At 67.4% G+C, this 24554-nt stretch carries 22 protein-coding genes; 13 read left to right on the top strand and 9 right to left on the bottom strand.

What is annotated here, in order from left to right; translation table 11 throughout:
- Positions 1-40: 40 nt before the first annotated feature.
- The 3 genes from VGT00_14380 to VGT00_14370 all read right to left on the bottom strand — a co-directional run bounded on the left by VGT00_14380 (position 41) and on the right by VGT00_14370 (position 5228).
- A complete protein-coding gene (locus tag VGT00_14380; GenBank protein ID HEV8532604.1) occupies positions 41-3175 on the bottom strand; it encodes an efflux RND transporter permease subunit in 3135 nt (1044 codons plus the stop codon).
- Positions 3172-4410, bottom strand: a complete 1239-nt coding sequence (locus VGT00_14375; protein ID HEV8532603.1) for an efflux RND transporter periplasmic adaptor subunit — start codon at positions 4408-4410, stop codon at positions 3172-3174. The genes VGT00_14380 and VGT00_14375 overlap by 4 nt, the downstream gene beginning before the upstream one ends.
- Positions 4411-4574: 164 nt before the next feature.
- Positions 4575-5228 (bottom strand): TetR family transcriptional regulator, encoded by a 654-nt coding sequence (locus tag VGT00_14370; protein ID HEV8532602.1) that lies wholly within the window; start codon positions 5226-5228, stop codon positions 4575-4577.
- 592 nt (positions 5229-5820) lie between these two features.
- On the opposite strand from VGT00_14370, the gene VGT00_14365 reads away from it, so the two are divergent.
- Positions 5821-6525: a response regulator transcription factor gene (locus VGT00_14365; protein HEV8532601.1), complete on the top strand. Its 705-nt coding sequence runs from the start codon at positions 5821-5823 to the stop codon at positions 6523-6525.
- On the top strand, positions 6526-7905 hold the full coding sequence (locus VGT00_14360; protein ID HEV8532600.1) for an ATP-binding protein: 1380 nt from the start codon (positions 6526-6528) through the stop codon (positions 7903-7905). It begins immediately after the preceding gene.
- Positions 7906-8079: 174 nt separating this feature from the next.
- Here the strand turns inward: VGT00_14360 and VGT00_14355 are convergent, their stop codons facing one another.
- Complete coding sequence (locus VGT00_14355; protein ID HEV8532599.1) at positions 8080-8370, bottom strand: putative quinol monooxygenase; 291 nt, start codon at positions 8368-8370, stop codon at positions 8080-8082.
- Between the two features lie 68 nt (positions 8371-8438).
- Between VGT00_14355 and VGT00_14350 the strand changes: the two genes are divergently transcribed.
- Positions 8439-8792 (top strand): OsmC family protein, encoded by a 354-nt coding sequence (locus VGT00_14350; GenBank protein HEV8532598.1) that lies wholly within the window; start codon positions 8439-8441, stop codon positions 8790-8792.
- Between the two features lie 303 nt (positions 8793-9095).
- On the opposite strand, the gene VGT00_14345 is transcribed toward VGT00_14350, so the two are convergent.
- A complete protein-coding gene (locus VGT00_14345) occupies positions 9096-10277 on the bottom strand; it encodes a PQQ-binding-like beta-propeller repeat protein (GenBank protein ID HEV8532597.1) in 1182 nt (393 codons plus the stop codon).
- 95 nt (positions 10278-10372) lie between these two features.
- Between VGT00_14345 and VGT00_14340 the strand changes: the two genes are divergently transcribed.
- Positions 10373-11443: an alpha-hydroxy acid oxidase gene (locus tag VGT00_14340; GenBank protein ID HEV8532596.1), complete on the top strand. Its 1071-nt coding sequence runs from the start codon at positions 10373-10375 to the stop codon at positions 11441-11443.
- Between the two features lie 15 nt (positions 11444-11458).
- On the top strand, positions 11459-12079 hold the full coding sequence (locus VGT00_14335) for a tetratricopeptide repeat protein (protein HEV8532595.1): 621 nt from the start codon (positions 11459-11461) through the stop codon (positions 12077-12079).
- Positions 12080-12214: 135 nt separating this feature from the next.
- Here VGT00_14335 and VGT00_14330 read toward each other — a convergent pair whose 3' ends face one another.
- Genes VGT00_14330 through VGT00_14320 form a run of 3 tightly spaced genes read right to left on the bottom strand, consistent with a single transcriptional unit; the run spans position 12215 to position 15279 of the window.
- The gene (locus VGT00_14330) at positions 12215-13033 is read right to left on the bottom strand and encodes a carbohydrate ABC transporter permease (GenBank protein HEV8532594.1); all 819 of its coding nucleotides are present in this window, start codon (positions 13031-13033) and stop codon (positions 12215-12217) included.
- Positions 13030-13974, bottom strand: a complete 945-nt coding sequence (locus tag VGT00_14325; GenBank protein ID HEV8532593.1) for a sugar ABC transporter permease — start codon at positions 13972-13974, stop codon at positions 13030-13032. Before VGT00_14325 ends, VGT00_14330 begins: the two co-directional genes overlap by 4 nt.
- 9 nt (positions 13975-13983) lie before the next feature.
- Positions 13984-15279: an extracellular solute-binding protein gene (locus tag VGT00_14320; GenBank protein HEV8532592.1), complete on the bottom strand. Its 1296-nt coding sequence runs from the start codon at positions 15277-15279 to the stop codon at positions 13984-13986.
- A 141-nt stretch (positions 15280-15420) separates the two neighbouring features.
- Between VGT00_14320 and VGT00_14315 the strand changes: the two genes are divergently transcribed.
- From VGT00_14315 to VGT00_14305, 3 genes are all read left to right on the top strand, one after another.
- Positions 15421-16299, top strand: coding sequence for a TauD/TfdA family dioxygenase (locus VGT00_14315; GenBank protein ID HEV8532591.1), 879 nt, complete (start codon positions 15421-15423; stop codon positions 16297-16299).
- 152 nt (positions 16300-16451) lie between these two features.
- Entirely contained in the window at positions 16452-17033 is a 582-nt protein-coding gene (locus tag VGT00_14310; protein ID HEV8532590.1) for a hypothetical protein, read from the top strand.
- A 21-nt stretch (positions 17034-17054) separates the two neighbouring features.
- On the top strand, positions 17055-18413 hold the full coding sequence (locus tag VGT00_14305) for a phenylacetate--CoA ligase family protein (protein ID HEV8532589.1): 1359 nt from the start codon (positions 17055-17057) through the stop codon (positions 18411-18413).
- A 32-nt stretch (positions 18414-18445) separates the two neighbouring features.
- On the opposite strand, the gene VGT00_14300 is transcribed toward VGT00_14305, so the two are convergent.
- Positions 18446-19330, bottom strand: a complete 885-nt coding sequence (locus VGT00_14300) for a class I SAM-dependent methyltransferase (GenBank protein HEV8532588.1) — start codon at positions 19328-19330, stop codon at positions 18446-18448.
- A 298-nt stretch (positions 19331-19628) separates the two neighbouring features.
- Here VGT00_14300 and VGT00_14295 point away from each other — a divergent pair, with 298 nt between their 5' ends.
- The 5 genes from VGT00_14295 to VGT00_14275 form a co-directional block, all read left to right on the top strand.
- On the top strand, positions 19629-20348 hold the full coding sequence (locus tag VGT00_14295; protein ID HEV8532587.1) for a thioredoxin family protein: 720 nt from the start codon (positions 19629-19631) through the stop codon (positions 20346-20348).
- Positions 20349-20422: 74 nt separating this feature from the next.
- The gene (locus tag VGT00_14290) at positions 20423-21781 is read left to right on the top strand and encodes an extracellular solute-binding protein (GenBank protein HEV8532586.1); all 1359 of its coding nucleotides are present in this window, start codon (positions 20423-20425) and stop codon (positions 21779-21781) included.
- On the top strand, positions 21781-22752 hold the full coding sequence (locus VGT00_14285) for a sugar ABC transporter permease (GenBank protein HEV8532585.1): 972 nt from the start codon (positions 21781-21783) through the stop codon (positions 22750-22752). The genes VGT00_14290 and VGT00_14285 overlap by 1 nt, the downstream gene beginning before the upstream one ends.
- A gap of 69 nt (positions 22753-22821) precedes the next feature.
- Positions 22822-23709: a carbohydrate ABC transporter permease gene (locus VGT00_14280; GenBank protein ID HEV8532584.1), complete on the top strand. Its 888-nt coding sequence runs from the start codon at positions 22822-22824 to the stop codon at positions 23707-23709.
- A 10-nt stretch (positions 23710-23719) separates the two neighbouring features.
- The coding region (locus VGT00_14275; GenBank protein HEV8532583.1) for a Gfo/Idh/MocA family oxidoreductase at positions 23720-24554 on the top strand (835 nt) is incomplete at its 3' end.

The raw sequence follows: 24554 nt of genomic DNA, 5'->3' as shown, positions 1-24554 counted from the left end.
AGGGGAATCCGGAGGATGAGGACGGGCTGCAGAGAGTCAGCTACTTGCCGGCGGTGCCTGACGACGGCAGGCGGAGCCCCTCGGCCCGCGTGGGATGGAGCCGACGCCACAGGTCGCGCCAGCCGCCCACGCGCTGCCGCAAGCCCTCGAGCTGCAGATAGATCACTGGCGTGATGTAGAGCGTGAGGAGCTGGGAGAGGATGAGCCCGCCGACCACCGAGAGCCCGAGGGTGCGCCGCGAGTCGCCGCCCGCGCCGGCGCCGATGGCGATGGGCAGGGTGGCCATGAGGGCGGCCATGGTGGTCATCATGATGGGTCGGAAGCGGAGCAGGCAGCCCTGGAAGATCGCCTCGCGCGGCGACTTACCCTCGCGCTGCGCATCCACCGCGAAGTCGATCATCATGATCGCGTTCTTCTTCACGATGCCCACGAGCATGATGATCCCCACGAAGCCGTACAGGTTCAGCTCCTCGCGGAAGATGAGCAGGGTCAAGAGCGCGCCCACCCCCGCCGACGGCAGACCGGAAAGGATGGTCAGGGGGTGGATGAAGCTCTCGTACAGGATGCCGAGGATCAGGTAGATCACGAGGACGGCGGCGAGGAGCAGAAGTCCCAGTCCCTTGACGGAGGACTGAAAGGCCTGCGCGGTCCCCTGGAAGCTCGTGGTCAGGGTGGCGGGCATCCGCAGCTCCCGCTCGAGGTTGCGGATCTCGTTCACCGCGTCGCCCAGCGCCACCCCGGGCCTGAGGTTGAAGGAGATCGTCACGGCGGGCAGCTGGCCCAGGTGGTTGACGGTGAGCGGGCCCACCGTCCGCCTGAGCTTGGCCACCGCGTTCAGGGGCACCAGCTTGCCCGTGCTCGAGCGGATGTAGAGCATGCCGAGGGCGTCCGGATCGTCCTTGTACTGGGGCAGGAGCTCCATCATCACCCAGTACTGGTTGGTCGGCGTGTAGATGGTGGAGATCTGGGGCGCGCCGTAGGCATTGTTCAGGGCGGCCTCGATCTGGGTGGCGGTGACGCCGAGCGCTGAAGCACGGTCGCGGTCGATCTCCACCAGCACCTGCGGGCTCGTGACTTGAAGGTCGGAGTTGACGTCGAGCAGGCCAGGAACCAGGCGCATCTTCTCCAGCAGCACGGGCGCCCACTGGTAGAGGGTCGGCAGGTCGGCGTCCTGCAGCGTGTACTGGAAGGCGGCCTTGGTCAAGTTGCCGCCGATCCTGATGGTGGGCAGCTTTTGCGGGTACACGTTGAAGCCGGGGATGCCGGTGAGCTTGACGCGCAAGTCCCGGATGATCTCGTCCACTCCGGGCCGCTCCGCCCGTGGCTTGAGCCGGATGAAGAGCCGTCCCGTATTCGGCACCACGCTCGTGTTGCTGGCTCCGATCGAGGACATGAACGAGCTCACGTAGGGCTGCTTCAGCACGATGTCGGCGGCCGCCCGCTGATGGGCCACCATGCTGTCGAAGGAGATGTCCTGGGCCGCCTCGGTGAAGGCGAAGATTTGCCCGGTATCCTCGTCGGGGATGAAGCCCTTCGACACCACCATGAAGAGTCCCACCGTGGCCACCAGGGTGGCCACGAAGACGACGATCATCATTGATGGATGGCGGAGGACGGCCTCGAGCGTCCACCGGTAGGTCCGGAGCATTCCCTCGAAGACCCGCTCCGATGCCCGGTAGAGGCGGCCGTGGGTCGCGGCCGGAGGCTTGAGGAACCGGCTGCACAGCATCGGCGTCAGGGTGAGTGACACCACCCCCGAGACGATGACGGCGACGCCGATGACGGCGGCGAACTCATGGAGGAGCCGGCCGACCACGCCCCCCATGAACAGGACCGGGATGAACACAGCGGCCAGGGACAGGGTCATGGACACGATGGTGAAGCCGATCTCGCGCGAGCCCAGCAGGGCCGCCTCCATGCGCCCCATCCCGTGCTCCATGTGGCGCACGATGTTCTCGAGCACGACGATGGCGTCGTCCACCACGAAACCCACGGCCAGGGTCAGGGCCATGAGCGAGAGGTTGTCGATGGTGTAGCCGAGCATCTGCATCGCCGCGAACGTCCCCATGATCGACAGGGGCAGAGCGAGGCTCGGGATGATGGTGGCCGAGATGTTCCGCAAGAAGAGAAAGATGACCAGGACCACGAGCGCGATGGCCAGGAGCAGGGTGAACTGGACGTCCTCGACCGAAGAACGGATGGAAACGGACCGGTCGTACAGGATGTTGAGGTTGACGGAGGCGGGCAGCTGGGCCGTGAAGGTGGGCAGGATCTTCTTGATCGAATCCACCACCTCGATGGTGTTGGTGCCGGGCTGGCGCTGGATGGCCAGGATGACCGCGCGCTCGTCCTTGTACCAGGAAGCTACCTTGTCGGTCTGGACGCTATCGATGACCCGGCCGAGCTGCTCGAGCCTGACGGGCGAGCCATTGCGATACGCGACGATGAGCGGCCGGTAGGCCTGGGCATTGGTGAGCTGCCCGGTGGCCTGGACGCTGAAGGACTGGTACTGGCCGTAGATCGTGCCCGTGGGCAGGTTGACATTGGACTGGGCGATGGCGTTCTGCACCTCGTCGATGCCCACGCCGAGGGTGGCCATGGCCCGCGGGTCGAGCTGGGCGCGCACCGCGTACTTCTGCGATCCGAAGACCTGCACCTGGGCGACACCGCTGATGGTGGAGATGCGCTGGGCCAGCATGGTCTGGGCGTACTCGTCCACGGTGTAGAGCGGCAAGGTGGGCGAGCTCAGCGCGAGGTACAGGACGGGCTGGTCCGCCGGATTCACCTTCTTGTAGGAGGGCGGCGTCGGCATGCCCGGAGGAAGAAGGGGCAGGGTGGCCGCGATGGCGGCCTGGACGTCCTGGGCGGCCGCGTCGATGCTGCGATCGAGCGTGAACACCACCGTGATCTGGGTCAGGCCGAGGGCGCTCGTGGACGTCATCGAGTCGATGCCCGCGATGGTCGAGAACTGGCGCTCGAGCGGTGTGGCCACGGCGGAGGCCATGGTGTCGGGGCTCGCGCCGGGCAGACTCGCGGCGACCTGGATGACGGGGAAGTCCACGTTGGGCAGGTCGCTCGCGGGAAGCTGCCGGTACGCCATGAAGCCGAAGATCAGGAGCCCGGCCATGAGCAGGGTCGTCATGACGGGACGCCGGATGAAGAGGTCGGTGCTCATCGTGGCGTCGAGGCGGGCGCCGCCGCCGGCTGAGTGGGGCCGGAGGGCTTGACGTCGACGCGCGAGCCGGGCACCAGGCGCATGTGGCCGTCCGTCACCACCCGCTCGCCGGCCCGCACGCCCTGTCGCACCACCGTCACGGGCCCGTTCGCGAAGGCGACCATCACGGGGCGCGACTCCACGGTCGAGTCGGGCTTGACCACGAAGACGTACTGCCCCTGCTGGCCGGCCTGGATCGCCTGTGACGGCACCACGAGCGCGCCCGGCTCGGTGCGCACGGTCAGGACCACCGTGGCGAACTGTCCGGGCCAGAGGACGTCGTCCGTGTTCTCGAAGGTGGCTTTGAGCTGGATGGTGCCCGTGGTCGTGTCGACGGTGTTGTTGACGAAGCTCAGGCTGCCCCGAGTCGTCACCGTCTGCCCCTGGGGGATGGCGTCCACCACGAGGGTGCCCCTCGCTCGCTCCACCTTGATCTGATCGAGGAAGCGTTCGGCCACCGCGAAGGTGACGTAGATCGGGTGGATGCGATTGATCACGACCAGCGGATTGCCGATGTCGTTGGCCTTGACCACGTTGCCCTGGTGGATGAGCAGGTTGCCCGTCCGGCCCGCGATGGGGGCCCGGATGGTCGTGTAGCTCAGCTGCACCTTCGCGTTCTCCACCATGGCCGCGTCGGCCTGCACCAGCGCCTTGGCATTGGCCAGGGCGGCACGATCGGCGTCCACGGTCGCCTGTGCCGTCTTGAGCGTCGTGGCGTACTGATCGTACTGCTCGCGCGCAACGAAGCCGCCGTCCACGAGGCGCCGGTAGCGCTCCTCGCCCACGCGGGCGTTCTCGTACTGGGCCTGATCTCGCACGAGGTTCGCCTCGGCCTGCGCCACCTGCGCCTGATGCTGCCCCATGGTCGCCTGCGCCTGCGCCAGCGCCGCCTCGAACGGGCGCGGATCCATGGAGAAGAGGACGTCGCCCGCCTTCACGTCTCGGCCCTCGTTGAAGTGGACCTTGAAGATCTGGCCACCGACCAGGGAGTAGACGGACACAGTGGCCAGGGGCTGGACGTTGCCGATGGCTTGGATCTGCACGGGCACGTCGCGGATCTCGACCGGCGCCGCGGTGACGGCCACGGCAGGGGGGCGAGCCGCCGCCTTGGCTTTGCCCGCGTCGTCGCCCTTGGAGCACGCGACAGCGAGCGCGGACACGCAGAGGATGAGCGCGGCCATCCAGCGCCGGCTCATGACAAGTTCAGCCCTCGCCTCGCCGCTGTTCCACTCAGCTCTCGCCTCACGGCTTCGCCCTTCAGCTCGAATTGCCACGCCTGCGGGATCAAGCCAGCTCTCGTCTCGCGCCGGCTTCAGGCCCTCGCTCAACTCGAACAGCGGGCAGCGTCTCGGCTCGAAAATCATCGAACCTCCACCCTGGCCGCGGGAGTTTGCTGGGGTCGCAAGGCCCCGGCGAGCCGCCGCAGGAACGCGCCATGCTGGGCCACGAAGGCCGGGTCCGTCGGCTTGAGCCCCGTCAGCAGTCGCGTGAACTGTGGAAAGGCCGCGGGAAAGGTGGTCAGGGCTACCATGGCGAGCAGGAAATGGCCGGGATCGAGGTCAGCGCGCAGAAGGCCGCGCGCCTGTCGCTCGCGCACCTGCGAGACGCCCAGGGCGAAGGCCGCGCGGCGCTCGGCATCGACGGCGACCACGCCCTCGGCCGCGCTCAGCGCCTCCCACTCCATGAGCCGCACCCAGTCGAGATCCCGGCAGGCGGCATCGAACCAGAAGGCGAGGCTTTCGGCGGCATCGTCGGGGGCCGTCACCGCCCAGGCCGAGCGCTCGCGCACCTTGCGGGTCAGGATCTCGCGGAAGAGGTGTTCCTTGTTGCCGAAGTAGTGGTAGAGCATTCGCTTGTTGATCCGCGCCCGGCGGGCGATGCGGTCGACGCGCGCGCCCGCGAAGCCCTTGGCCGAGAATTCCTTGAGGGCGGCCATGAGGATGCGCTCGCGGGTGCGCTCGGGATGGCGCCCAGCGGGCTGCGGACGAGGTCTCAGGACGGAGAGCACGGCCATCAGTAAGTAACCAACTAGATAATAACGTCCCGGCCACCTCGGTGCAACCCGGAACAACTCGGTGCAGCGCTGGGACTGGGTCAAGTTGCGAGCCACATCAACCCCGCTCTCGCCTCGGGCTACGCCCTCAGCTCGAAAAGCCACGCCCGAGGGAGCCAGCTTTGCCTAGCGTACCTGTATGTACGTTGAGCGTCGCTGGCGACCGAGAACGTGGCCGTTCGAGCTGAGCGGCCCTGCCGCGAGGCGAGGGCTGACGCCGTTCGAGCTGAGCGGCGGCCCCTGGGCGTCGCGAGGCGAGGGCTGACGCCGTTCGAGCGGAGCGGCGGCCCCTGGGCGTCGCGAGGCGAGGGCTGACGCCGTTCGAGCTGAGCGGCGGCCCCTGGGCGTCGCGAGGCGAGGGCTGAGTAGAACTGGCGAAGCAAATTGGCCCAGTACCTTCATACTTCTTTACACGGACCACACACCGGCTTCACGGCCATCCCCGAACCTCGGCGATACGGAGCCGGGGCCGCCTTGGCAACCTTCCCGAGGAGAGCTGCCGTGAGAAGCCAGCCGGGCATGAAAGGCCCGCCGAGCATGAGAGGATAACCGCGTGCCCCACCGCATCTCCGCGCTGCTCATCGACGACGACGCCCGCCTGGGCGCCCTCGTGACCGAATATCTCGGCAAGCACGATATCGACGTGACCGTGGCCGGCGATGGACCACGGGGGCTCACCGCCCTCAACAAGCGCCGCCCCGAGCTCGTCCTCCTCGACCTCATGCTCCCCGGCATGGACGGCCTCGAGGTCTGCCGGCGCATCCGCGCCACCCCCGACCTGTCCGGCCTGCCCATCATCATGCTCACGGCCAAGGGCGAAGACGTGGACAAGGTGGTCGGGCTCGAGCTCGGCGCCGACGACTACCTCGCCAAGCCCTTCAACCCGCGCGAGCTCGTGGCCCGAGTGCGGGCCGTGCTGCGCCGGACGAGCCCCGTGGCGACGCCGCCACCGCCGAAGCTTCGCGTGGGCCGGCTGGAGCTCGACTTCGCCGCGCGCGAGGTCACGGTCAGCGGCAAGCGCCGCGTGCTCACCCACCACGAGTTCGAGCTCCTGGCCACCCTGGCGCGGGCGGCGGGCCGCGTCCTGACCCGGGAGCAGATCCTCGACGCCCTCAAGGGTCAGGCGGAGGCCTTCGACCGCTCCATCGATGTGCACATCGCCAAGCTCCGCGCCAAGCTCGAGCCCGATCCCAAGGAGCCCCGCTACATCAAGACGGTGCGCGGCGTCGGCTACATGCTGGCGGGTGAGGCCGACTGAGTGCGCCGGCTCTTCGCGCGCATCTACCTTCACTTCCTGGGCGGGCTGCTCGTCGTGGCGATCGCGGTCAGCCTGCTCTTCGCCTTCACCGCGCGCGGGGCCTTCGTGCAGGAGTCCTCCGGCCGCACCTCGCGTCACGTCGCCTCACTGGTGGGCGAGGCCTTCGGAGATCGTCCAGCCCTCGCCCGCCGGGTGCAGCAGATCCACAAGGACCTGGAGCTCGACCTCGTGGTGCGCGATCTCGAGGGGCGCGTGGTGGCCGGCGCCGGCGCGGAGCCGCCCACCTTCACCGCCGAGCAACTGGCCCAGGTACGCACGGGGCTCCGCATGGTGCGGCCGGACCCGGAATGGTCGGTGGCGAGCCCCGTCCGCGATCCGAAGACGGGCGCGGTCATCGGCACCGTCGAGACCACCGCCCATCGCCGCGCGCGCTGGCGCGGCTTGACCCGCCCGGCCATGATGCTCGGCCTCATGGTGGTCATGTTCGCGGGCGCCGCCGCCCTCCTGGCGCGCCGCATCTCCCGGCCCCTGGAGCGTCTCACCGCCGCCGTGCGGCGGCTCGGTACGGGTGATCTCGCCGCTCGCGTGCCCCTCGACCAGCGGACATGGTGGCGCCGCCGCCCACCGTCCAGGGGCGACGAGCTGGCGGAGCTGACGCAGGCCTTCAATGACATGGCCGAGCGCATCGAGCGGCTCGTCGCCGGGCAGAAAGAGCTCATGGCCAATGTCTCGCACGAGCTTCGCTCGCCCCTCACGCGCATCCGGGTCGCCCTCGAGCTCCTCCCGCGCGACGAGGAGGCCGATGCGCGTCTGCACGACGTGGAGGCGGACCTGGACGAGCTCGAGCGGCTGATCGAGGACGTGCTGACCACAGCGCGCCTCGACGCCACGGGACTGCCGCCCCATCCGTCGAGGATGGACGCGCGGCAGATCATGGCCGATCTCGCCGAGCGGGCGAGCCGCGATCCGGCCACGGCCGGGCTCACGGTTTCCCTGGGCGGGAGCGCCTCCGTCGAGTGCGTGGCCGATCCCGCGCTCCTGAGGCGGGCGGTGTGGAACCTCATCGAGAACGCCGCCAAGTACGGGGCGCCGCCCATCACGCTGGCCGCGGAGCGCGAGGGGTCAGACGTGGTGCTCTCGGTGACCGACGAAGGCGCGGGCATTCCCCCCGAGGAGCGCGAGCGCGTCCTCGCGCCCTTCTACCGCCTCGACAAGGCGCGCACGCCCGAGGGGCCCACCCATGGCTTCGGACTCGGCCTCACCCTCGCCCATCGGGTGGCCGAGGTGCACGGCGGGCGCATTGTCATCGGCCCCGCCAATGGCCAGGGAGGCCGCGAGCACGGCTGCCGCGTCTCGCTGATCCTGCCCGCCCGCACCTAGGTAGCTCGGAGGGGGGCTCCGCCCCCCTTCCGAAGCCTCCCCCCGAACAGATTGCGCCGGCAAAGCCGGCGCTCGAAGCGGAACATTCCTGCTGGCGTGGGTATGGGAACTAGTCGGAAAGACACATAGCCGGCGGCACGGCTGATCGATCCGGCCCGCGCCGCCGACGAGAGCCTACTCGACCTCGCGCAGACGCAAGACCTCGGCCCGGCCATCCATGTACTCGCCCATCTTGCGGCCGAGCGTCTTGAAATGCTCGCTCGCGCGGTGCGCCTCCACGGCCGCCTGGTCGGTATAGCGCTCCATGAAGACATAGGTGCCCGGCGTCTCCCCATGATGGTGGAGCGCGTACAGCTTGCAGCCGGGCTCATGGGCGTTCACCTTGGCCACCAGCTCTTTCGCGACCGCCTCGAACTCCTTCTCCATTCCCGGCTTCACCTTGATCGTCGCCACCACACCCAGCATCTCGAATCCTCCCGGTTGAGGTATGCTCACGCGTGAGACTCGACACCTTACCACGGGAGGTGTACTCCATGGCCCAGGGCGTGAAGATCGATACGGTGCGGTCCTCCTCGAGCGGCACGCCGGGCCGCTCCCTCAACAGCGCGCGGCAGCAGCACTTCATCCTCGACTCGCCGTCGGGGCCCAACGAGGCGGTGACGAATGGCGAGGCCTTCCTCGCGGGCATCTCCTCGTGCGGCGTCACCCTCATCGAGAAGTACGCCATCGAGCAGAAGGTGCCGCTCGAGAGCATGGAGGTGACCATCGAGGGCATCCGCAGCGATGCGGAGCCCAATCGCTTCCAGTGCATCAACGTCTCGTTCGCGCTCCGCGGGGTGAGCCAGGGGCAGGCGGACGAGCTCGTGGAGGTCTGGAAGAGCCGCTGACCCCTCTATCGCACGGTCGCGGCCGCGACCGACGTGAAGGTAGACACTCTCGCCGTCAAGGCTTGACGAGGATACTCCTGGCTGCCCCTCACCCCGCCCTCTCCCCGCGACGGGGGAGAGGGATGAAAACTGCTCCGGAGTGCTGCGCTCTTAATTTTGATCCCTCTCCCCCATTGGGGGAGAGGGCAGGGTGAGGGGGTGCATCCGAGGCCAGGCTAGAAGGTAGCGGTGCAAGCGACGGGTGACTGCCGTGTCGATTACGAGGTCGAGGCAGCCGCTGCGTTTCCTGCGCGCGAAGCCGCGCTACTCGGTGCGGAATGCGTAGAGGGTGAGATCGTCGGTGCTCACGAGGAGCTTGCTGTCCGCGGTGAGCACAGCGCCGAGGGGCCAGCCATTCAGCATCACGCTCCAGCGCTCGACGCCCGTGCCGACGCTGAGCGCATAGAGGCGCTTGGGCCCTTGGCCCGCCACGTACAGCACCTCGCCTCTCAGGACAGGCTGGGCCGAGACGGTGCCCACGCGGGCCCGCCACGCCACCGCCCCCGTCGCGCGATTGACCGCGACGAGGCTCTCCTTCTCGGCGCTCGCGCCCGTGAGCACCAGGGAGGGGAGCACGGTGGGGGCCATGGGCGCGCGCGAGCTGAGGCTCACGCGCCAGCGATCCCGCTGGGTCGCCACGTCGACGGCGCGGAACCAATAGGCTCCGCTCGCCGGATCCTGAGTCGTGAAGTAGAGGACATCGTCGGTCACCGTGAGGGGCGCCGCGAGGGCACTCTCGAGCGGGAGTACCCACTCGACGGCGCGCGTCCTCACATTGATGGACCCGAGGGTCCGCGAGCCCAGCAGATAGAGGTGGTCACCGCGTAGCGAATGCGGATAAGAGAGATCCGCGGACAGATCGAGACTCCAGCGCTCCGCTCCCACGAGCGAGTCGAGCGCGCGCAGCCGACGCCCATCGAGCACATACGCCGTATCTCCCGCCACCACCGGCTCGCTTGAAGCCTTGACCCGCCAGCGTTCCTTCCCCGTGTTCAATTCGAGGGCGCGCAGGGAGCCGTTGTCCGTGGCCAGCACGACCTCGCCGGCGATGGCCAGGGCCTGCACGCTTCCCTTGCCCTCCCAGCGCAGGCGGCCGGATGCCAGATCGAGCAGGAGGACGGCATCGCCATTGCCGAGGGCGATGGCCCCGCCGGCCACCGCCACGGGGCCGAGCGGGCCCGCGCGCTCGAAGCGCCAGCGCGCCTGGCCGCTCGCGAGATCGACCATGGCGAGCTTCGACTCCGTCGTGTTCTGGTAGGCATAGGTCCCGCCGAAGATCGCCGTGGGGCCCAGGACGACGGGACCCACCGTGGAATTCGTGGAGAAGCGGTTGTACCAGGAGACGCTCTGGAACTTCCAGAGGAGACGTTCGGGCTCCTCGCCCAGCGCGGAGGACACCGCGGCCAGAACGAAGAGGGCGGTGAGAAGAGTGCGCGTACGGATCATGACAGCGCTCGCGAGCCCGAGAATAGCACGCGCGGTCTGCTTTGACTTCCGTCAAGGGCGAAGGCAGACTTGGAAACACTCTCAAAGGAGCCCTCATGCCCTCGAACCTCGACGAGCAGTTCCAGACGCTTCACGAGATTGCCCGCGCCGCGCGGCGCAACCTGGCCGACGGGCCATGGGACTACATGATGGGCGGCACCGAGACCGAGACCACCCTCAGACGGAACCGCGCGGCCATCGACGCGATGGCTTTCCGTCCGCGCGTGCTGCGTGACACCTCCAAGGTGGACTCCACCTCGACCTTCATGGGGCGGCCCGTGCGCCTGCCCGTCATGCTCGCGCCCGTCGGCTCGGTGGAGAGCTTCACGCCCGGAGGCGGCGCCACGTCGGCCAAGGCCTCGGGGGCCTTCGGCGTACCGCACATGCTGTCGAGCGCCTGCAACCCCGGGCTGGAGGCGACCGCGGCCGCCGCGGACAACTACCGCATCTTTCAGCTCTATGTCCGCGGTGACGACGCCTTCGTCGACGATCACGTCAAGCGCGCGCGGGACAACGGCTACACCGTCTTCTGCATGACGGTGGACTCGGCCCACTACAGCCGCCGTGAGCGCGACCTCGACAAGCGCTTCGTCAAGCCGTGGCGCCAGGCCGCCCGCGGCATGGAATGGCAGGCCGCCCTCTCCTGGGATCAGGTCAAGCGCTTCAAGGACGTTCACGATATCCCGCTCATCCTGAAAGGCATCGCCACCGCGGAAGACGCGGACATCGCGTGCGATCATGGCGTGGAGGTCGTGTACGTCTCGAACCACGGCGGCCGCCAGCTCGACCATGGCCTGGGCTCGCTCGAGGTTCTGCCCGAGGTGGTGCGGGCCGTCAATGGCCGCGCCGCCGTCATGGTCGACGGCGGCTTCCTGCGCGGCACCGACATCGTGAAGGCCATCGCCCTCGGCGCCCAGTGCGTGGGGCTCGGGCGCCTCCAGTGTCTGGGCCTGGCCGCCGCCGGTCAGGCCGGGCTCGAGCGCGCCCTCGAGATCCTCGAGGAGGAGATCAGGATCTGCCTGGGCCTTCTCGGCGTGACGAGCTATAGCCAGCTCGACGCGTCGTATCTTCGCGAGGCGCGGCTCGTCACCGAAGCCGGCGCCCTGAGCGCCTTCCCCCTGCTCTGAACAGGCCCCGCGATCATGAGGACTGCCCTGACGCTCTTGATCGCCATGACGCTGACCGCGGGCTGCGCCACCACGGTTGAAAAGGGAGAGTCGGCGCTTCGTCAGGGACGCTACCTCGAGGCCGAGCGCTACTTCAACGAGGCCCTCGCCAAGGATCCCAGGCGGGCCAGCGCGCTGGTGGGACTGGGCGTGACGCAGTACAAGCGGGGCGACCTCGACCAGGCCGTGGCGACCCTGCAGAAGGCACTGGCGGCGAGCCCCAACGAGCCCACCGCTCTGCTCTATCTGGGCCTCTCCTATCTGAGGAAGAACGATGCCGCCCGAGCCGCCGAACAGCTCGCGGCCTTCCGCGCCCGGCCCATGGACCCGCGGCTGGCCCAGCAGATCGACCACGCCCTCGAGGTCCTTCGCGGGCCGCCGCTCACCGAGCCGGTCCGCGAGCTCCTGGCGAGCAGCCTCGGCACCGCGGCCGAGCTCGCTCGCGAAGCCGAGGAGGCGCGAGCGCTGTACTCCCCCTACCCGTACTTCGGCTATCCGTTCTACCCGGGCTACCCGTACCTCGGCGCTCCCTATCCCGGGTTCGGCTATCCGCCCTGCGTCCTCGTGAGGCGGGCCGGCCAGCTCGTCTGCATCTGATCAGGCAGCTGAAAAAGGCCCATCTGCTTCGTTGGCGCCCTCGGCCGCAGGTTCAACGTACAGAGAGTACGCCTCACCTGCGGCCTTCGGGCGCCGCCTCGCATCTGGACCTTTTTGAGCCGCCTGCGAGGCCTGCTAGCCCTTGACGGCGCCCGCCGTCAGGCCGCCCACCATGTACTTGTGGAGATAGATGTAGACGAGAACCACGGGAAGCGACGCGAGGGCGGCCGCGGCCATGAGCTGCCCCCAGAACGCGAAGTCGGAGACGACGAACTCCGAGAGACCGACGGGCAATGTCCGGAGGCTGTCATCCGCGATGAAGATCAAGGCGTAGAGGAACTCGTTCCACGACAGGGTGAAGCAGAAGAGCCCCGCGGCGAGCAGCCCCGGCGCGGCCAGGGGCAGCACGATCCTCCACAGCGTCTGCAGCCGGGTGGCGCCGTCCACCAGCGCGGCCTCCTCGAGCTCCCTGGGGATGGAGCGGAAGAACCCCATGAGGAGCCACGTCACGAACGGCACCAGGAAAGTCGGATAGGCGAGGATCAGCGTGCCCAGGGAATTCGTGTAGCCAATCTGGATCAAGGTCCGGTAGAGCGGGATGAACATGAGGCCGGGCGGCACGAGATAGGTGATGAGCACGAGGGCGCCGAAGACACGCCGCCCGGCGAAGCGGAGGCGCGTCAGCGCATAGGCCCCCGCCGCGCCGATGGCCAGCGAGACAATCGTGCTCGCCACCGCCGTCACCGCGCTGTTGCGGAGCCAGAGGGCGAAGCGCGTCTCCTCGAAGAGATAGCGATAGTTCTCGAGGGTGAAGGGGGAGGCGATGTAGATGGCCTGGGACATGAGGATCTGCCGCCCCGTCTTGAGCGAGGTGACGACGATCCAGTAGAGGGGCACGGCCACGAGCAGGAGGAGGATTCCCACGGCGAGCCACCGGAGGACGCGCCCGCTCACGAGGCGGGCTCCTCTCGGTGCAGATAGCGGACCACGAACACGATGAGCAGCGCGATGACGGGCAGCGAGTACATGCTGGCCGCCATGGCCATGCCCCACCGCTGGGACTGAATGCCGAGCTCGTAGGAGTACGTGGCGAAGATGTGGGTGGCCGCCCCCGGACCCCCGCGGGTCATGATGTAGACGATATTGAAGTCGTTGAGCGTCCAGATGGTGCTCAGCAGCGTGACGATGGCGACCACGCCCTTGATCGAGGGCAGGCTCACCCGCCAGAACTGCTGCCACGCGGAGGCGCCGTCCACCGAGGCGGCGTCGTAGAGATCCTGGGGCACCGTCTGCATGGCCGCGAGGAAGGACACGCCGAAGAAGGGGAAGCCGCGCCAGACATTCGCCATGATGACGGAGAGCATGGCCAGATCGGGATTGCCCAGCCAGTGGATGCCCGCCCCGATGATGCCGAGGTCGTGGAGCCCGACGTTGAAGAGGCCGCGGTAGAGATCCAGGAGCCAGCGCCACGTGAGCGCGATGACCACGGTCGGGATCACCCACGGCAGGAGGAGGAACCCGCGCAGGAGCTGATTCCCCCGCACGGCCTTCTGGAGGGCCACGGCCATGACCATCCCGATCACGAGCTTGGCGCTGATCGAGCCCACCGTGTAGACCACGCTGTTCCAGGCCACGATGCGGAAGCGCGGGCTCTCGTAGAGCGTGGCGTAGTTCTTGAGCCCCACGAAGTGGGCGGGATAGCCCACCATCTTCTCGGTCAGGGAGAGCCAGATCGCGTTCAGAAAGGGATAGGCGATGAGGGCAACGATCAGGAGCGCGATGGGAGCGATCAGGGCATAGCCGAGCAGCCTCTCCTGGACGCGATTGACCCGGAACCAGGCGGGGCCCGCAGCCCGCGGCACCGTCGCCGCGGGCTGCGTAAGAATCTTACTCAAGAGATCCCCTCACTTGATGGGCAGGCGGTCGTAGATCTCCTTGATCCGCTTGTCCGCCTCCTCTACCGCCTTCTCGGGCGTCACCTTGTCCACGATCACCCGCGTCATCATGTCCGTGAGCACGTTGCTCGAGACCACTTCCGCCGCCGCCGGCGTCGTCGGCCCCGGCCAGCCCACGGGCCGGCCGAGCTTCACTGTCTCCGCGATGACCTTGCCGTCCCGCGTATTCCAGTACTCGTGGTTGATCAGGCTCTTGAAGAGCGGCACGGCCTGCTGGAAGGAGCCCGTCATGTACGTGGTGAACTTCTCCTTGGACATGAGGCAGGCCACGAGCGCTCTCGCCTCCTTCTGCTGCTTGCCGTCCACGGGAATGCCCCAGTTCATCACGAAGGTCAGGGCCAGGTTGCGCCCGACCGGCCCCTTGGGCATGAGTTTGATCGCGGTGTCCTTCCGCAACGGGTGCTTCGTCGAGTCCTCCTGGAAGAGAATGCTCGGCCCATTGGGCGTGAAGGCGATCTTGCCGGCCATGAAGGCCTCGTTGTTCGCCGAGCCCGACCAGGACAGATAGTCGAAGGCCGCGGTCTTGTCCGTCACATAGGCCGGCGTCACCACCTTGATGGCCTGGACGGCCTTGTCCTTGGGAATGCCGATGAACTTCCCGCTCTTGTCCACCCACGCCGCGCCGTAGGACCAGAGCAGGCTCATGGCGGGATCATAACCGTCGCCCGTCCGATTCCACGGGAAGCCCTGAGGAAAGTCCTGGAGCCCCGCCTTCTTGATCTTGACGGAGATCTCGTTGATGGCTTCCCACGTGTCGGGAGGCTGGGCGCCTACCTTCTCGAGCAGGTCCTTCCGATAGAACAGGATGAGGGGGATCGCGTAGTGCGGCACCGCATAGAACTTGCCGCCGAACTTGACGGCGCCCTCGGCATTCTGGGCCAGGTCGCCCAGCTCCTTCGTCACCGTGCCCACCAGGTCCGACACGTCCGAGAGCCGCCCCAGATTGGCCAGCCGCGCCGGCCCGACCGCGTCCAGCTCCGCCACGTCGGGCAGCGTCTTGCTCTCGATGGCCGCGGTGTACCTGGTCCACATGTCGTCGAAGGTATAGGTCTGTATCGTCACCTCGGCGCCGATCTTCTTGCCGCACTCCTGGATGCTCGTGTCGAGGATCTTGTCGGCGGGCGGAATGTAGGTCTTGAGCCGCCACAGCGTCACCTTCACGTCGGCGGCCGAGGCCGGCTGAAGGGCCAGGGCGAGAGCGAGGACGCCAGCGGAGAGAAGGATCCATCGGAAGGCTTTGGACATGTGGGCTCTCCTTTGTGCAGAAGGTGACGTTCTTGTAAGCGCCGTCGACGACCTTGTCAAGGGGCCGCCTTGACAGTTCCGCGAGCGCACAGCATCATCGAGCGCAATTCTTCAGAATGCTTCGCGGGCCAGGAGGCTTCGATGGCGACCTCGACGGGCACCCTCGGCATGACGCGGCTCCACCCCAAGTTCGGCGTGGAGATCAGCGGCGCGAATCTGCGCCAGCCCCTCGACGACGGCACCTGGGCGCACATCTGGGAGGCGTTCAACGAGCATTCCCTCCTCGTCTTCCACGACCAGCCTTTCACCGACGAGGAGCAGATGCGCTTCGCCGTCCGCTTCGGATCCCTGGAGACGACGGTCAAGACGCTGGGCAAGGAAGACCGCCTGCATCCCAACCTGGTCGAGCTCGCCAATGTCGACGAGGACGGCAAGCTCATGGACTGGTCCGATCGCCGCATGCTCTACCAGAGCGGCAATCAGATGTGGCACACCGACTCATCCTTTAAAGAGGTGCCGGCCCAGGCCTCCATGCTCTCCGGCCGCACGGTACCGCCCGAGGGCGGCGAAACGGAGTTCGTCTCCTGCCGTGTGGCCTGGGACACGCTCTCTGCGGAGATGCAGCGCGGGCTGGAAAGCAAGGTCGCCATCCATTCCTTCGCCTACTCGCGCGGGCTCATCGATCCGACGCTGCTCGGCAAGGAGACCGAGGACATGTACCCGCCCGTGCGTCAGGCCCTGATCCGCGCCAATCCCCTCAATGGCCGAAAGACCGTCTACATCGGCGCGCACGCCTCGCACATCGAGGGCATGCCCGTGGCCGAAGGCCGCGCCATCCTCAAGGAGCTGCTCGAGATTGCCACCCGCCCGGAAAACATCTACCAGCATCGCTGGCGCCAGCACGACCTCGTCATCTGGGACAACCGCTGCCTGCTCCACCGCGGCCGCCTGTGGGACTCCAATCGCTATACGCGCATCATGCACCGCACCACCGTGGCCGGCGACGGGCCTACCGCTTGACCATCGTCGGAGAGTCTTACAGTTTCGTTTGAGGTGTCAGGCGCCCCCTTCGTAACCGCCTCAATTCACGGATGACTCTCGTATGGCGCAAATCTTGCGTATCTCTTCCCGGAGCCCTGTCCGTGACATAGCTGCCGACAGAGGGAGAACCCATGGGCAACCTGTCGAAGATCGCGGGGACCGTGCTGGGCACGACGACCGTGGCCGCGCTGCCTCTTTCCGCAGGCGCGGGGACGATCAACGAGAGCTTCCCCCCTGATGGGAACGACAGCTTCCCGGGTCAGCTTCTCGGTCCCTTCTTCGCGGCCGGTGACATCTTCAACGGATTCAACAACGGGAACAGCAATCCCTTCCCCGATCCTATCGACTTCCTGAACTACACCGGCCTCCCCGTCGGAGGGAGCTTCGACTTCCAGGTCCAGCGCCTTAGCTGCACTCCTCCGCCTCCTTCGCAGAATTGCCTCCAGGTCTTGCAGGCCGCCCTCTACACGGACCAGAACAATTTCGGCAATGCGATCACCTTCGACACTCTCGGTACGAAACACATCGCGGGGCCGATACTCGGCAGCCAGCTCACGCTAGGCGTCAAGGCACTCAGTGCCGGCTCGTTCGAGTCGTACCGGGTCACGCTGAGCGTCACGCCGCCAAGCCGCGTGTCTCAGCCGGCCACGATCGCGCTCCTCCTGGCGGGGCTGACGGGTTTACAGATATTGCGCCGCCGGAAGGGCCGCTAGTCTTTCGTCGTCCAGTCCTCGATGTCGAGCATTCCCGGTGATCCCGACCGCCCATTGGTGCCGTCGGGGCCCGGCGATCTGACCTTTCAGAAGCGCCTCGAAGACAGCCAGTGGTGGTCCGGCGAACGGCTGGCTGAGCACCAGCGGCGTCAGCTCGCTCTTCTTCTCGCCCACGCTCATGGCACCGTGCCCTTCCACCGGCCGCGACTCAGGGACGCGGGGCTCGATCCCTCGCGCCCTCTGGATCTCGAGCGGTGGCGCCACCTCCCGCCCCTGACCCGGCGGGACATCCAGCGGGCGGCCGACGAGCTTTCCAGCAGCAGGGTTCCCTCCGGCCACGGCAAGGTCATCACGACCAAGACCTCCGGCTCCACGGGGACGCCCGTCACGGTGCGGGGAACCATGTTCGATGCCGTGGTCGGCAAGGCCATCACCTTGCGCCACTATCTGTGGCATCCTCACGATTTCTCCGGCAAGCTTGTGACCATCCGGCGCGTCCGAGGTCAGCACTACGAGTATCCCCATGGTTTGATCCAGTCGCGCTGGGACGACACCGCCACCTTTCCCTTCATCACGGGGCCCGCGGCCACCCTCAGCATCAGCGCGAGCATCGCCGAGCAAGCCGAGTGGCTCGCGCGGCAAGATCCCGACTACCTGTTGACGTATCCCTCGAATCTCCGATTCCTCGCCGAGCATTGCCGGGAGCACGGCATCACGCTGCCCCACCTGGAGCACGTGATCACCATGGGCGAGGTGCTCAATCCCGAGACGCGGCAGGAGTGCGCCCGCGCGTGGGACGCTCCCGTCATCGACGTGTACAGCGCGCAGGAGGTCGGCATCATCGCCCTCCAGTGCCCCACCTCCGAGAGCCATCACGTCCAGGCGGAGCGCATCCTCGTCGAGGTGGTGGACGAGGAGGGGGCACCATGCGGGCCCGGCCAGACGGGCCGCGTGCTGGTGACGCCGCTCCACAACTACGCGATGCCGCTCCTGCGCTACGAGCTCGGCGACTACGCCGAGGTTGGCGAGCCCTGTCCCTGTGGTCGGGGCCTGCCCGTGCTCCGCCGGATCCTCGGGCGCGAGCGCAATGCGCTCCTCGTCGCGCCCACGGGGGCGCGCTACTGGCCGGCCTTCGGCTCGCGCAAGCTGACCGAGCTGGCGCCCATCGTGCAGCACCAGTTCGTGCAGAAGAGCCTGGATCGGATCGAGGCGCGGCTCGTCACCGAGCGGCCCCTGACCCCATCCGAGGAGCGCTCCCTCCGCATCTACATCGAGACGTCCCTGCCTCACCGCTTCGCGGTCAGCTTCGCCTACTGCGACGAGATCCCGCGCAATGCCGCGGGCAAGTTCGAGAACTTCGTCTGCGAGGTGACCGCGTGATCGAGGCGCCAAGGGACTCGCGGGCGCGTCGCTCAGAGCCGGGTGGCGATCACCCGCGCGTAGTCGGCGCGCTCTGCGGTGGACGGTCCCGACACCGCGGCTGAACCCGGCCGTCCCGGATTGGTCGTCACCTCCAGGAGGTCGATCGCGAAGCCGCCCTCCGTCAGCAGCCGCGCGATCTCATCGACCGAGCGAGCCGGGAAGGACCGGTAACGCTCGGCATAGGCGCGAGCCTGGCGGACGGCCTCGTCCGGATCGAGGCCCAGTGTAGCGCGGCGGGCTTCCGCTTCCTGGCGCGCCGCTTCGGCGAAACGTCGAGCCTGCTCGCCATCGAAGCCGAGGGCCTCGGCGCCAGCGTTAGGACGCAGACGGTTCGTGAAAAGCACCTTGCCTCCGTGCCGCAGCTGGCGTCGCCAGGCCGCTACCAGGTGTGGACGGCCGGCGGCATCGAAGCTGCCCAGGAAGGAATTGGTGAAGACCACATCCATGGGTTCCGGAGGCTCGTGATCACGGACATCACGGCAATGGGTCGAGATCCTCTCGCCGTGTCTTTCCGCATACCAGCGAGAAAGGGCCAGGGGCGTCTCGCACCGGTCCACGACGGCAAGCCGCAGGGCGGCGCTTTCCAGGCGGTAAGCCCACAGGGCGTGGGCGGGCATCGAGTAGTCGGCGGAGCCCGAGACCATCACCCGCGGAGATTGTCCGGCGCGGGCCAGCCCTCGCAGCGTCTCCATCAGAAAGGCGCCTTGCCCGCCGGACGTCTTCGCCAGCCCCATGAGCCGCAGGTACTGCCAGAAGCCGTGATACCAGGCGCAGTCCGCCCCCGTCCCGGGCAGCGGACGGCAGTGCGTCTGGGCGAGACGGTGGGCCAGAGGCGCGCTCTCGACGAGCGGCTCTTCGGGAAAGAGGGCGCTCAACTCATCAGCCTTCGGCAGCTTGGTAGCCCCCTGTACGCTCGCACGAGGTTGAGGGAATGGCGAGGCTCCGCGAAGACTGCGGCATGGTAGCACGGTGAACACGGTGGGTGACGGCGGCATCCGGAACCTCCGGAGCCCGCCTTCATTCGCGAAGCCATCGAGATGAGCCATGCTCACCACCGCCCCATCCGCGACCGCATCCGCGAGGTGCTTTCCACGCGCGTCTGAGCCGAGGACTACTCCCGGTGCTATACTCCGCGTGCCTTTTCTGAGGTCTCACGCGGACAGGAGGTCACCCGTGGCTCACCAACCGAGCGTCGTCACTCCCGCCCGCTTCGCCAAAGGCATGACCTTCGAGCAGTACATGGCGCATGTGGCCACCCCCGGCAATCTCCAGCGCGAGAGCTCCCTGGGCGGCAAGCGGACGGATCAGAGCGGCTTCCTGCGCGAGCGCCACCAGAAGGTCAAGCTCACCGACGCGCAGTCGGCCATGATCAAGTGGCTGGCTGCCCAGCCGGGCGGTCCCGCCAAGGTGCTCGTCATCTCCGAGGAGTGGTCGTCGGACTGCCGGCGCGACGTGCCCGCGCTGGCGCGTCTGGCCGAGGCGGGCGGGCTCGAGCTCCGCATCTTCAACCGCGACGGCCAGAAGTTCGGCCGAAGCAACAAGCCCACGCTGGCCGAGGCCCCCGACAGCAATGCCGATCTCATGGCCGAGTTCTTGAACGAGAAGAACGGTCAGACCTTCCAGTCCATCCCCGTGGCCGTCTTCTACGACAAGGACCTCCGCGAGCTCTACCGCTATGTCGAGTTCCCCGCCTGCTATCACAAGGACAGGATCCGCGGCCACCAGACCACGGCGCGCCCCGGCGAGACCCCCGAGGAGACTCAAACCCGCGCGCGCAAGGACTTCGCGGCCATGCTCGCCTCGCCCATGCTCGACGTCTGGAGCTCCGCGGCGATCGACGAGATCCTGAGCCTCCTCTACGAGCGGGTTGTCGTCGGGTCACTGGCGAAGTAGGCCGAGTGGTGGCGGCACCAGCCTGCCGCAGCTCAGCTCACGTCGAACGCACTCGCGTTGCGGAGGAAACACCCATGTCCACATCGTCAACAGCCCCCACCTCACTCGACAGACGTCGCTTCGTCCAGGGCGCCGCCGCCGCCGCGGCGGGCGGGGCGCTATGGCCCCGCGCCATAGCAGCCCAGGGCGCCCCGTGGGCCCAGCGTCCGCCGGGCAACCCGCAGAAGCTCACCTTCGTGGTCTGGCAGTACGGCAAGATCTACGAGCAGATCTCCAAGCAGTTCGAGGACGACTGGGGCATCAAGCTCAACCAGATCATCGAGCCCAATGTCGAGCCGCAGGTGGCCAAGCTCACCACCATGTTCGGCGCGGGCGACGAGGTGGACGTCTCCCTCTCGCCCATCCAGTACCTGGCGAGCTATATCCAGCAGGGCATTGCCGTGCCCATCGACGGACTGCCCGGCGTCGACCAGTACGTCAAGGACTTCACGCCGTTCGCGCGGGCGGCCGCCCAGCGCGACGGTAAGACGTGGGGCCTGCCCTACTTCTCCACCGCCTGGATCTTCATCTACAACGACGAGCTGCTGGGGAAGGCCGGGTTCAAGGGCAAGCCGTTCCGGAGCTATCCCGAGCTCGTGGAGCAGGCGCGCAAGGCCAAGAAGGACGGCGTGGCGAAATATCCCATCCTCTGGATCGCGGGAGCCGGCTTCGAGCAGCTGCCCGGCACCTGGTTCAATCTGACGTGGAATCGCGGCGGCGTCATCTTCGACAAGCAGCTCGCTCCCCAGCTGGGCGCCGGATCAGTGGCGCGCGAGACCCTCAAGTGGTGGCAGAGCACCTTCAAGGAGGAGCTGGCCGATCCCAACTCGCTGAACCTCCGCTTCATTCCCGCCTGCAAAGCATTCAATGCCGGCCAGCACGTCTTCCTCGGCACCCTGCACCACTACTACATCAGCCTGATCAACGATCAGGCGCAGTCCCCCATCGCAGGCAAGGGTCGCGTGCTCGGGCTGCCCGGGGACGGCAAGACCATCGGCTACACCATGCTCTACATCCTCACCAGCGCCACCAAGAACAAGGAATGGGCCTGGAAGCTCCAGCAATACCTCGGCGGGCGCACCAAGAACGGGGAGTACACGCAGGCCCAGCGCCTGGCCCAGGACGCCATGCTGGCCAGCGGCTACCAGTCGGTGATGGAGAGCGAGCTCTTGCGCAAGGCCTGGGCGAAATGGGCGGATGTGCCCACGGTCCTCGACGTCTTCAAGAAGGCGACCAACTTCGCCGACGTGGTGCCGGCGGTGGCCCAGCCGTGGTATCCGCGCTGGAGCGATGCCATCAACGTCGAGCTGACCGCGTGTCTCCAGGGCAAGATCAGCGCCGATCTGGCCTGTGACAACATGATCGCCGCGCTGGCCACGGCCAAGCGGGGCTGATGACGCCGGGAACCGGGACGGACCGGGCGGAGAGCTCGGTTCGTCCCGACCACGGCCCGCGTCGAGCGCGCAGGCGGGGCGAGCTCTCGGCGGGCCGGCTCGCGTTCCTTCTCAATGTTCCAACTCTGGCGGGGCTTGTCCTTGTCCTCGCCTATCCCATCTGCTTCGCGGGCTATCTCTCTTTCCACGAGGTGAGCATCCGCCACCTCCGCGCCGGCGAGTTCCCCTTCGCCGGCCTGGCGAACTTCTCGCGGCTGTTCCAGGACGAGGTGTTCTGGCTCTCTCTGCGCCACACCGTGGTCTTCGTGGTGGCTTCGGTGGTGCTCGAGCTCGTGATCGGTCTGGCCATCGCCCTGACCATCAGCGACGAGCGCGTGTGGCTCTCGCGGATCACGCGCGTCCTGATCCTGATCCCGTGGGCGGTGCCGCCCGTGGTCAACGGGCTCCTGTGGTCCTTCATCGTCAATGCCCAGTACGGCTACCTGAACCGGGCGCTCCACAAGCTGGGGCTGATCACCGACTACATCAACTGGCTGGGCCATCCGCGGCTCGCCACGGCCGCCGTCATCGTCGCCTATGTGTGGCGGACCACGCCGTTCAACATCCTTCTCTACCACGCGGCCATTCAGGGCATCCCCGCTCAGATCTACGAGGCGGCGGCGGTGGACGGCGCCTCGTCGTGGCAGAGCCTGTGGCGGCTCACCCTGCCGCTGCTCCGGCCCGTGATTGCCGTGACCCTGATCCTCCGCACCACCTTCAGCTTCATGGTCTTCGACGAGATCCTCGCCATCACGCAGGGCGGCCCCGGCAATGACACCTGGGTCGCCGCCTGGTACACGTACCGCATGGCCTTTCAGCCGCCCTTCAACATCGGGCTCGGCGCGGCCTCCGCGTGGGTGCTGGCCGTGATTGTCGGACTCGTCGCGATTGCCTACGTGAAGCTCGTCTACCGTCGTGTCGAGTATGCGTGAGGCCAGGCTCCTACCCCCTCACCCTACCCTCTCCCCCAATGGGGGAGAGGGAGAGATAGCACGGCGAATATGACTCGCCTGTCATTTCCGCGGCGCCTTTTCCTGTGGGTAGCCAACCTGTGCGCCATCGCGTTTCTCCTGCTGCCGCTGGTCCCGGTGGTGCTGGGAAGTCTCCAGTCGGAGAAGAGCATGCAGAAGAACGTCCACGCGCTGCTGCCCGAGGCGTACACCCTGGCCAACTTCCGGCTCATCCTCTCCGGCGGCCGGAGCAAGGGACCGATCTTCGAGCAGGTGACGTATCTACCCAAGTCAGTGGAACGCTTCCCCGCCGCCTTTCTCAATAGCCTGCTCGTGGGCCTCGCCGTGACCATGGTCACGCTGGCGACGGCCAGCTTGTCGGCCTATGCGCTGGCCCGGCTGCGCCTTCGCTGGACTCAGGCGCTCTTGCAGGTGAGCGTGGTGTGCCGGATGGTGCCGCTGATCGTGCTCATGGTGCCGCTCTATGTGCTGTTCCGTCGCTACGGCCTGCTCAACTCCCTCAGCGGCATCGTGGTGGCCGAGGTGGGTCTGCTCCTCCCCTACGCCGTCCTCATCCTCGTGCCCTACTTCTCGGCCTTCCCGTCGGATCTCGAAGACGCGGCCCGCATCGACGGATGCACCCGCTGGCAGGCCTTCCTGCGCATCGTCTTGCCGCTGTCCGCGCCGGGTCTGGCCGCCTGCGGCGTCATCCTCTTCATCATCTCCTGGCACGAGCTGCTCATCCCGCTCATTCTCGTCTCGCGCCCCGAGTTCATGACGGTGCCCGTGATCCTGGCCGGCCTGGTCTCCGACTACTTCGTGTTCTTCACCCTCATGATGGCCATTTGCCTCCTGGGTCTGCTGCCCACTCTGTTCCTGGTGCTGGCCCTTCAGAAATACGTGGTGCGCGGGCTGGTCACCGGCGCCCTCAAAGGATAGGGGCCGGCCCGTGCGCTTCGGCTTGATCGGTTACGGTCTCTGGGGCCGGCATCATGCCGCGGCCATCGCCGAGGCGCCGGGCGCGGACCTGGCCGCTATCGCCTGCGCGAGCGAAGCGACCGCGTCGGCCGCGCGACAGGATTTCCCCGGGGTGCCCGTGGACATTGGCTATCAAAGCCTTCTCGCCCGGCCCGACCTCGACGCCGTCGCGGTGGCGGTACCGAATCACCTTCATGCCGAGGTCGGCACGGCCGCCCTCGAGGCAGGCAAGGACGTGCTGCTCGAGAAGCCCATGGCGACCACCATGGAGGACTGCGACAGGCTTCTCGCCGCTGCCCGAAAGAGCGGGCGCGTCCTGACCATCGGCCACGAGCTGCGTCTCTCGGCGCAGTACGGTAAGGTCAAGGCCCTGATCGACGCCGGGGAGATCGGCACGCCGGCTTATCTGGCCTTCTCGCTGTTCCGCTTCCCGTTCCGGCCGGGGTCGGGCGGCTGGCGGTACGATGCCCAGCGCGTCGGCTCGTGGATCCTCGAGGAGCCGGTGCACTTCTTCGACTTCACCATGTGGTACTTCGAGGGCCTCGGCGATCCGCTCTCGGTGCAGGCGTTTGGCGCGGCCGAGTCCGGCCGCGCGGGCATGTCCGCCAACTTCAGCGCTGTCCTGCGCTTCCCCGGCCAGGCTCACGCGATCATTACCGAGACGCTGGCGGGCTTCGAATACCACCAGCTCCTCCACGTCGCGGGCACGGAGGGCTCGATACGCTCGTGGTGGTCGGGCACGCTGGACCGCACGCTGCACCCGGCCTTCGAGCTCCGGATTGCCCGGCGGGGCCAGGGCCAAGCCG

It is taken from the genome of Candidatus Methylomirabilota bacterium, from assembly GCA_036002485.1.
Lineage (GTDB): Bacteria > Methylomirabilota > Methylomirabilia > Rokubacteriales > CSP1-6 > AR37.
This window is presented reverse-complemented; position numbering and strand designations above follow the sequence as displayed.

Bases quoted from the DNA above. Each gene is read 5' to 3' on its own strand.
- VGT00_14285 (HEV8532585.1), top strand. From the start codon at position 21,781: ATGACGCCGGGAACCGGGACGGACCGGGCGGAGAGCTCGGTTCGTCCC.
- VGT00_14305 (HEV8532589.1), top strand. From the start codon at position 17,055: ATGTCGAGCATTCCCGGTGATCCCGACCGCCCATTGGTGCCGTCGGGG.
- VGT00_14345 (HEV8532597.1), bottom strand. From the start codon at position 10,277: ATGATCCGTACGCGCACTCTTCTCACCGCCCTCTTCGTTCTGGCCGCG.
- VGT00_14335 (HEV8532595.1), top strand. From the start codon at position 11,459: ATGAGGACTGCCCTGACGCTCTTGATCGCCATGACGCTGACCGCGGGC.
- VGT00_14355 (HEV8532599.1), bottom strand. From the start codon at position 8,370: ATGCTGGGTGTGGTGGCGACGATCAAGGTGAAGCCGGGAATGGAGAAG.
- VGT00_14370 (HEV8532602.1), bottom strand. From the start codon at position 5,228: ATGGCCGTGCTCTCCGTCCTGAGACCTCGTCCGCAGCCCGCTGGGCGC.
- VGT00_14310 (HEV8532590.1), top strand. From the start codon at position 16,452: ATGGGCAACCTGTCGAAGATCGCGGGGACCGTGCTGGGCACGACGACC.
- VGT00_14340 (HEV8532596.1), top strand. From the start codon at position 10,373: ATGCCCTCGAACCTCGACGAGCAGTTCCAGACGCTTCACGAGATTGCC.
- VGT00_14375 (HEV8532603.1), bottom strand. From the start codon at position 4,410: ATGAGCCGGCGCTGGATGGCCGCGCTCATCCTCTGCGTGTCCGCGCTC.
- VGT00_14280 (HEV8532584.1), top strand. From the start codon at position 22,822: ATGACTCGCCTGTCATTTCCGCGGCGCCTTTTCCTGTGGGTAGCCAAC.
- VGT00_14320 (HEV8532592.1), bottom strand. From the start codon at position 15,279: ATGTCCAAAGCCTTCCGATGGATCCTTCTCTCCGCTGGCGTCCTCGCT.
- VGT00_14380 (HEV8532604.1), bottom strand. From the start codon at position 3,175: ATGAGCACCGACCTCTTCATCCGGCGTCCCGTCATGACGACCCTGCTC.
- VGT00_14290 (HEV8532586.1), top strand. From the start codon at position 20,423: ATGTCCACATCGTCAACAGCCCCCACCTCACTCGACAGACGTCGCTTC.
- VGT00_14315 (HEV8532591.1), top strand. From the start codon at position 15,421: ATGGCGACCTCGACGGGCACCCTCGGCATGACGCGGCTCCACCCCAAG.
- VGT00_14350 (HEV8532598.1), top strand. From the start codon at position 8,439: ATGGCCCAGGGCGTGAAGATCGATACGGTGCGGTCCTCCTCGAGCGGC.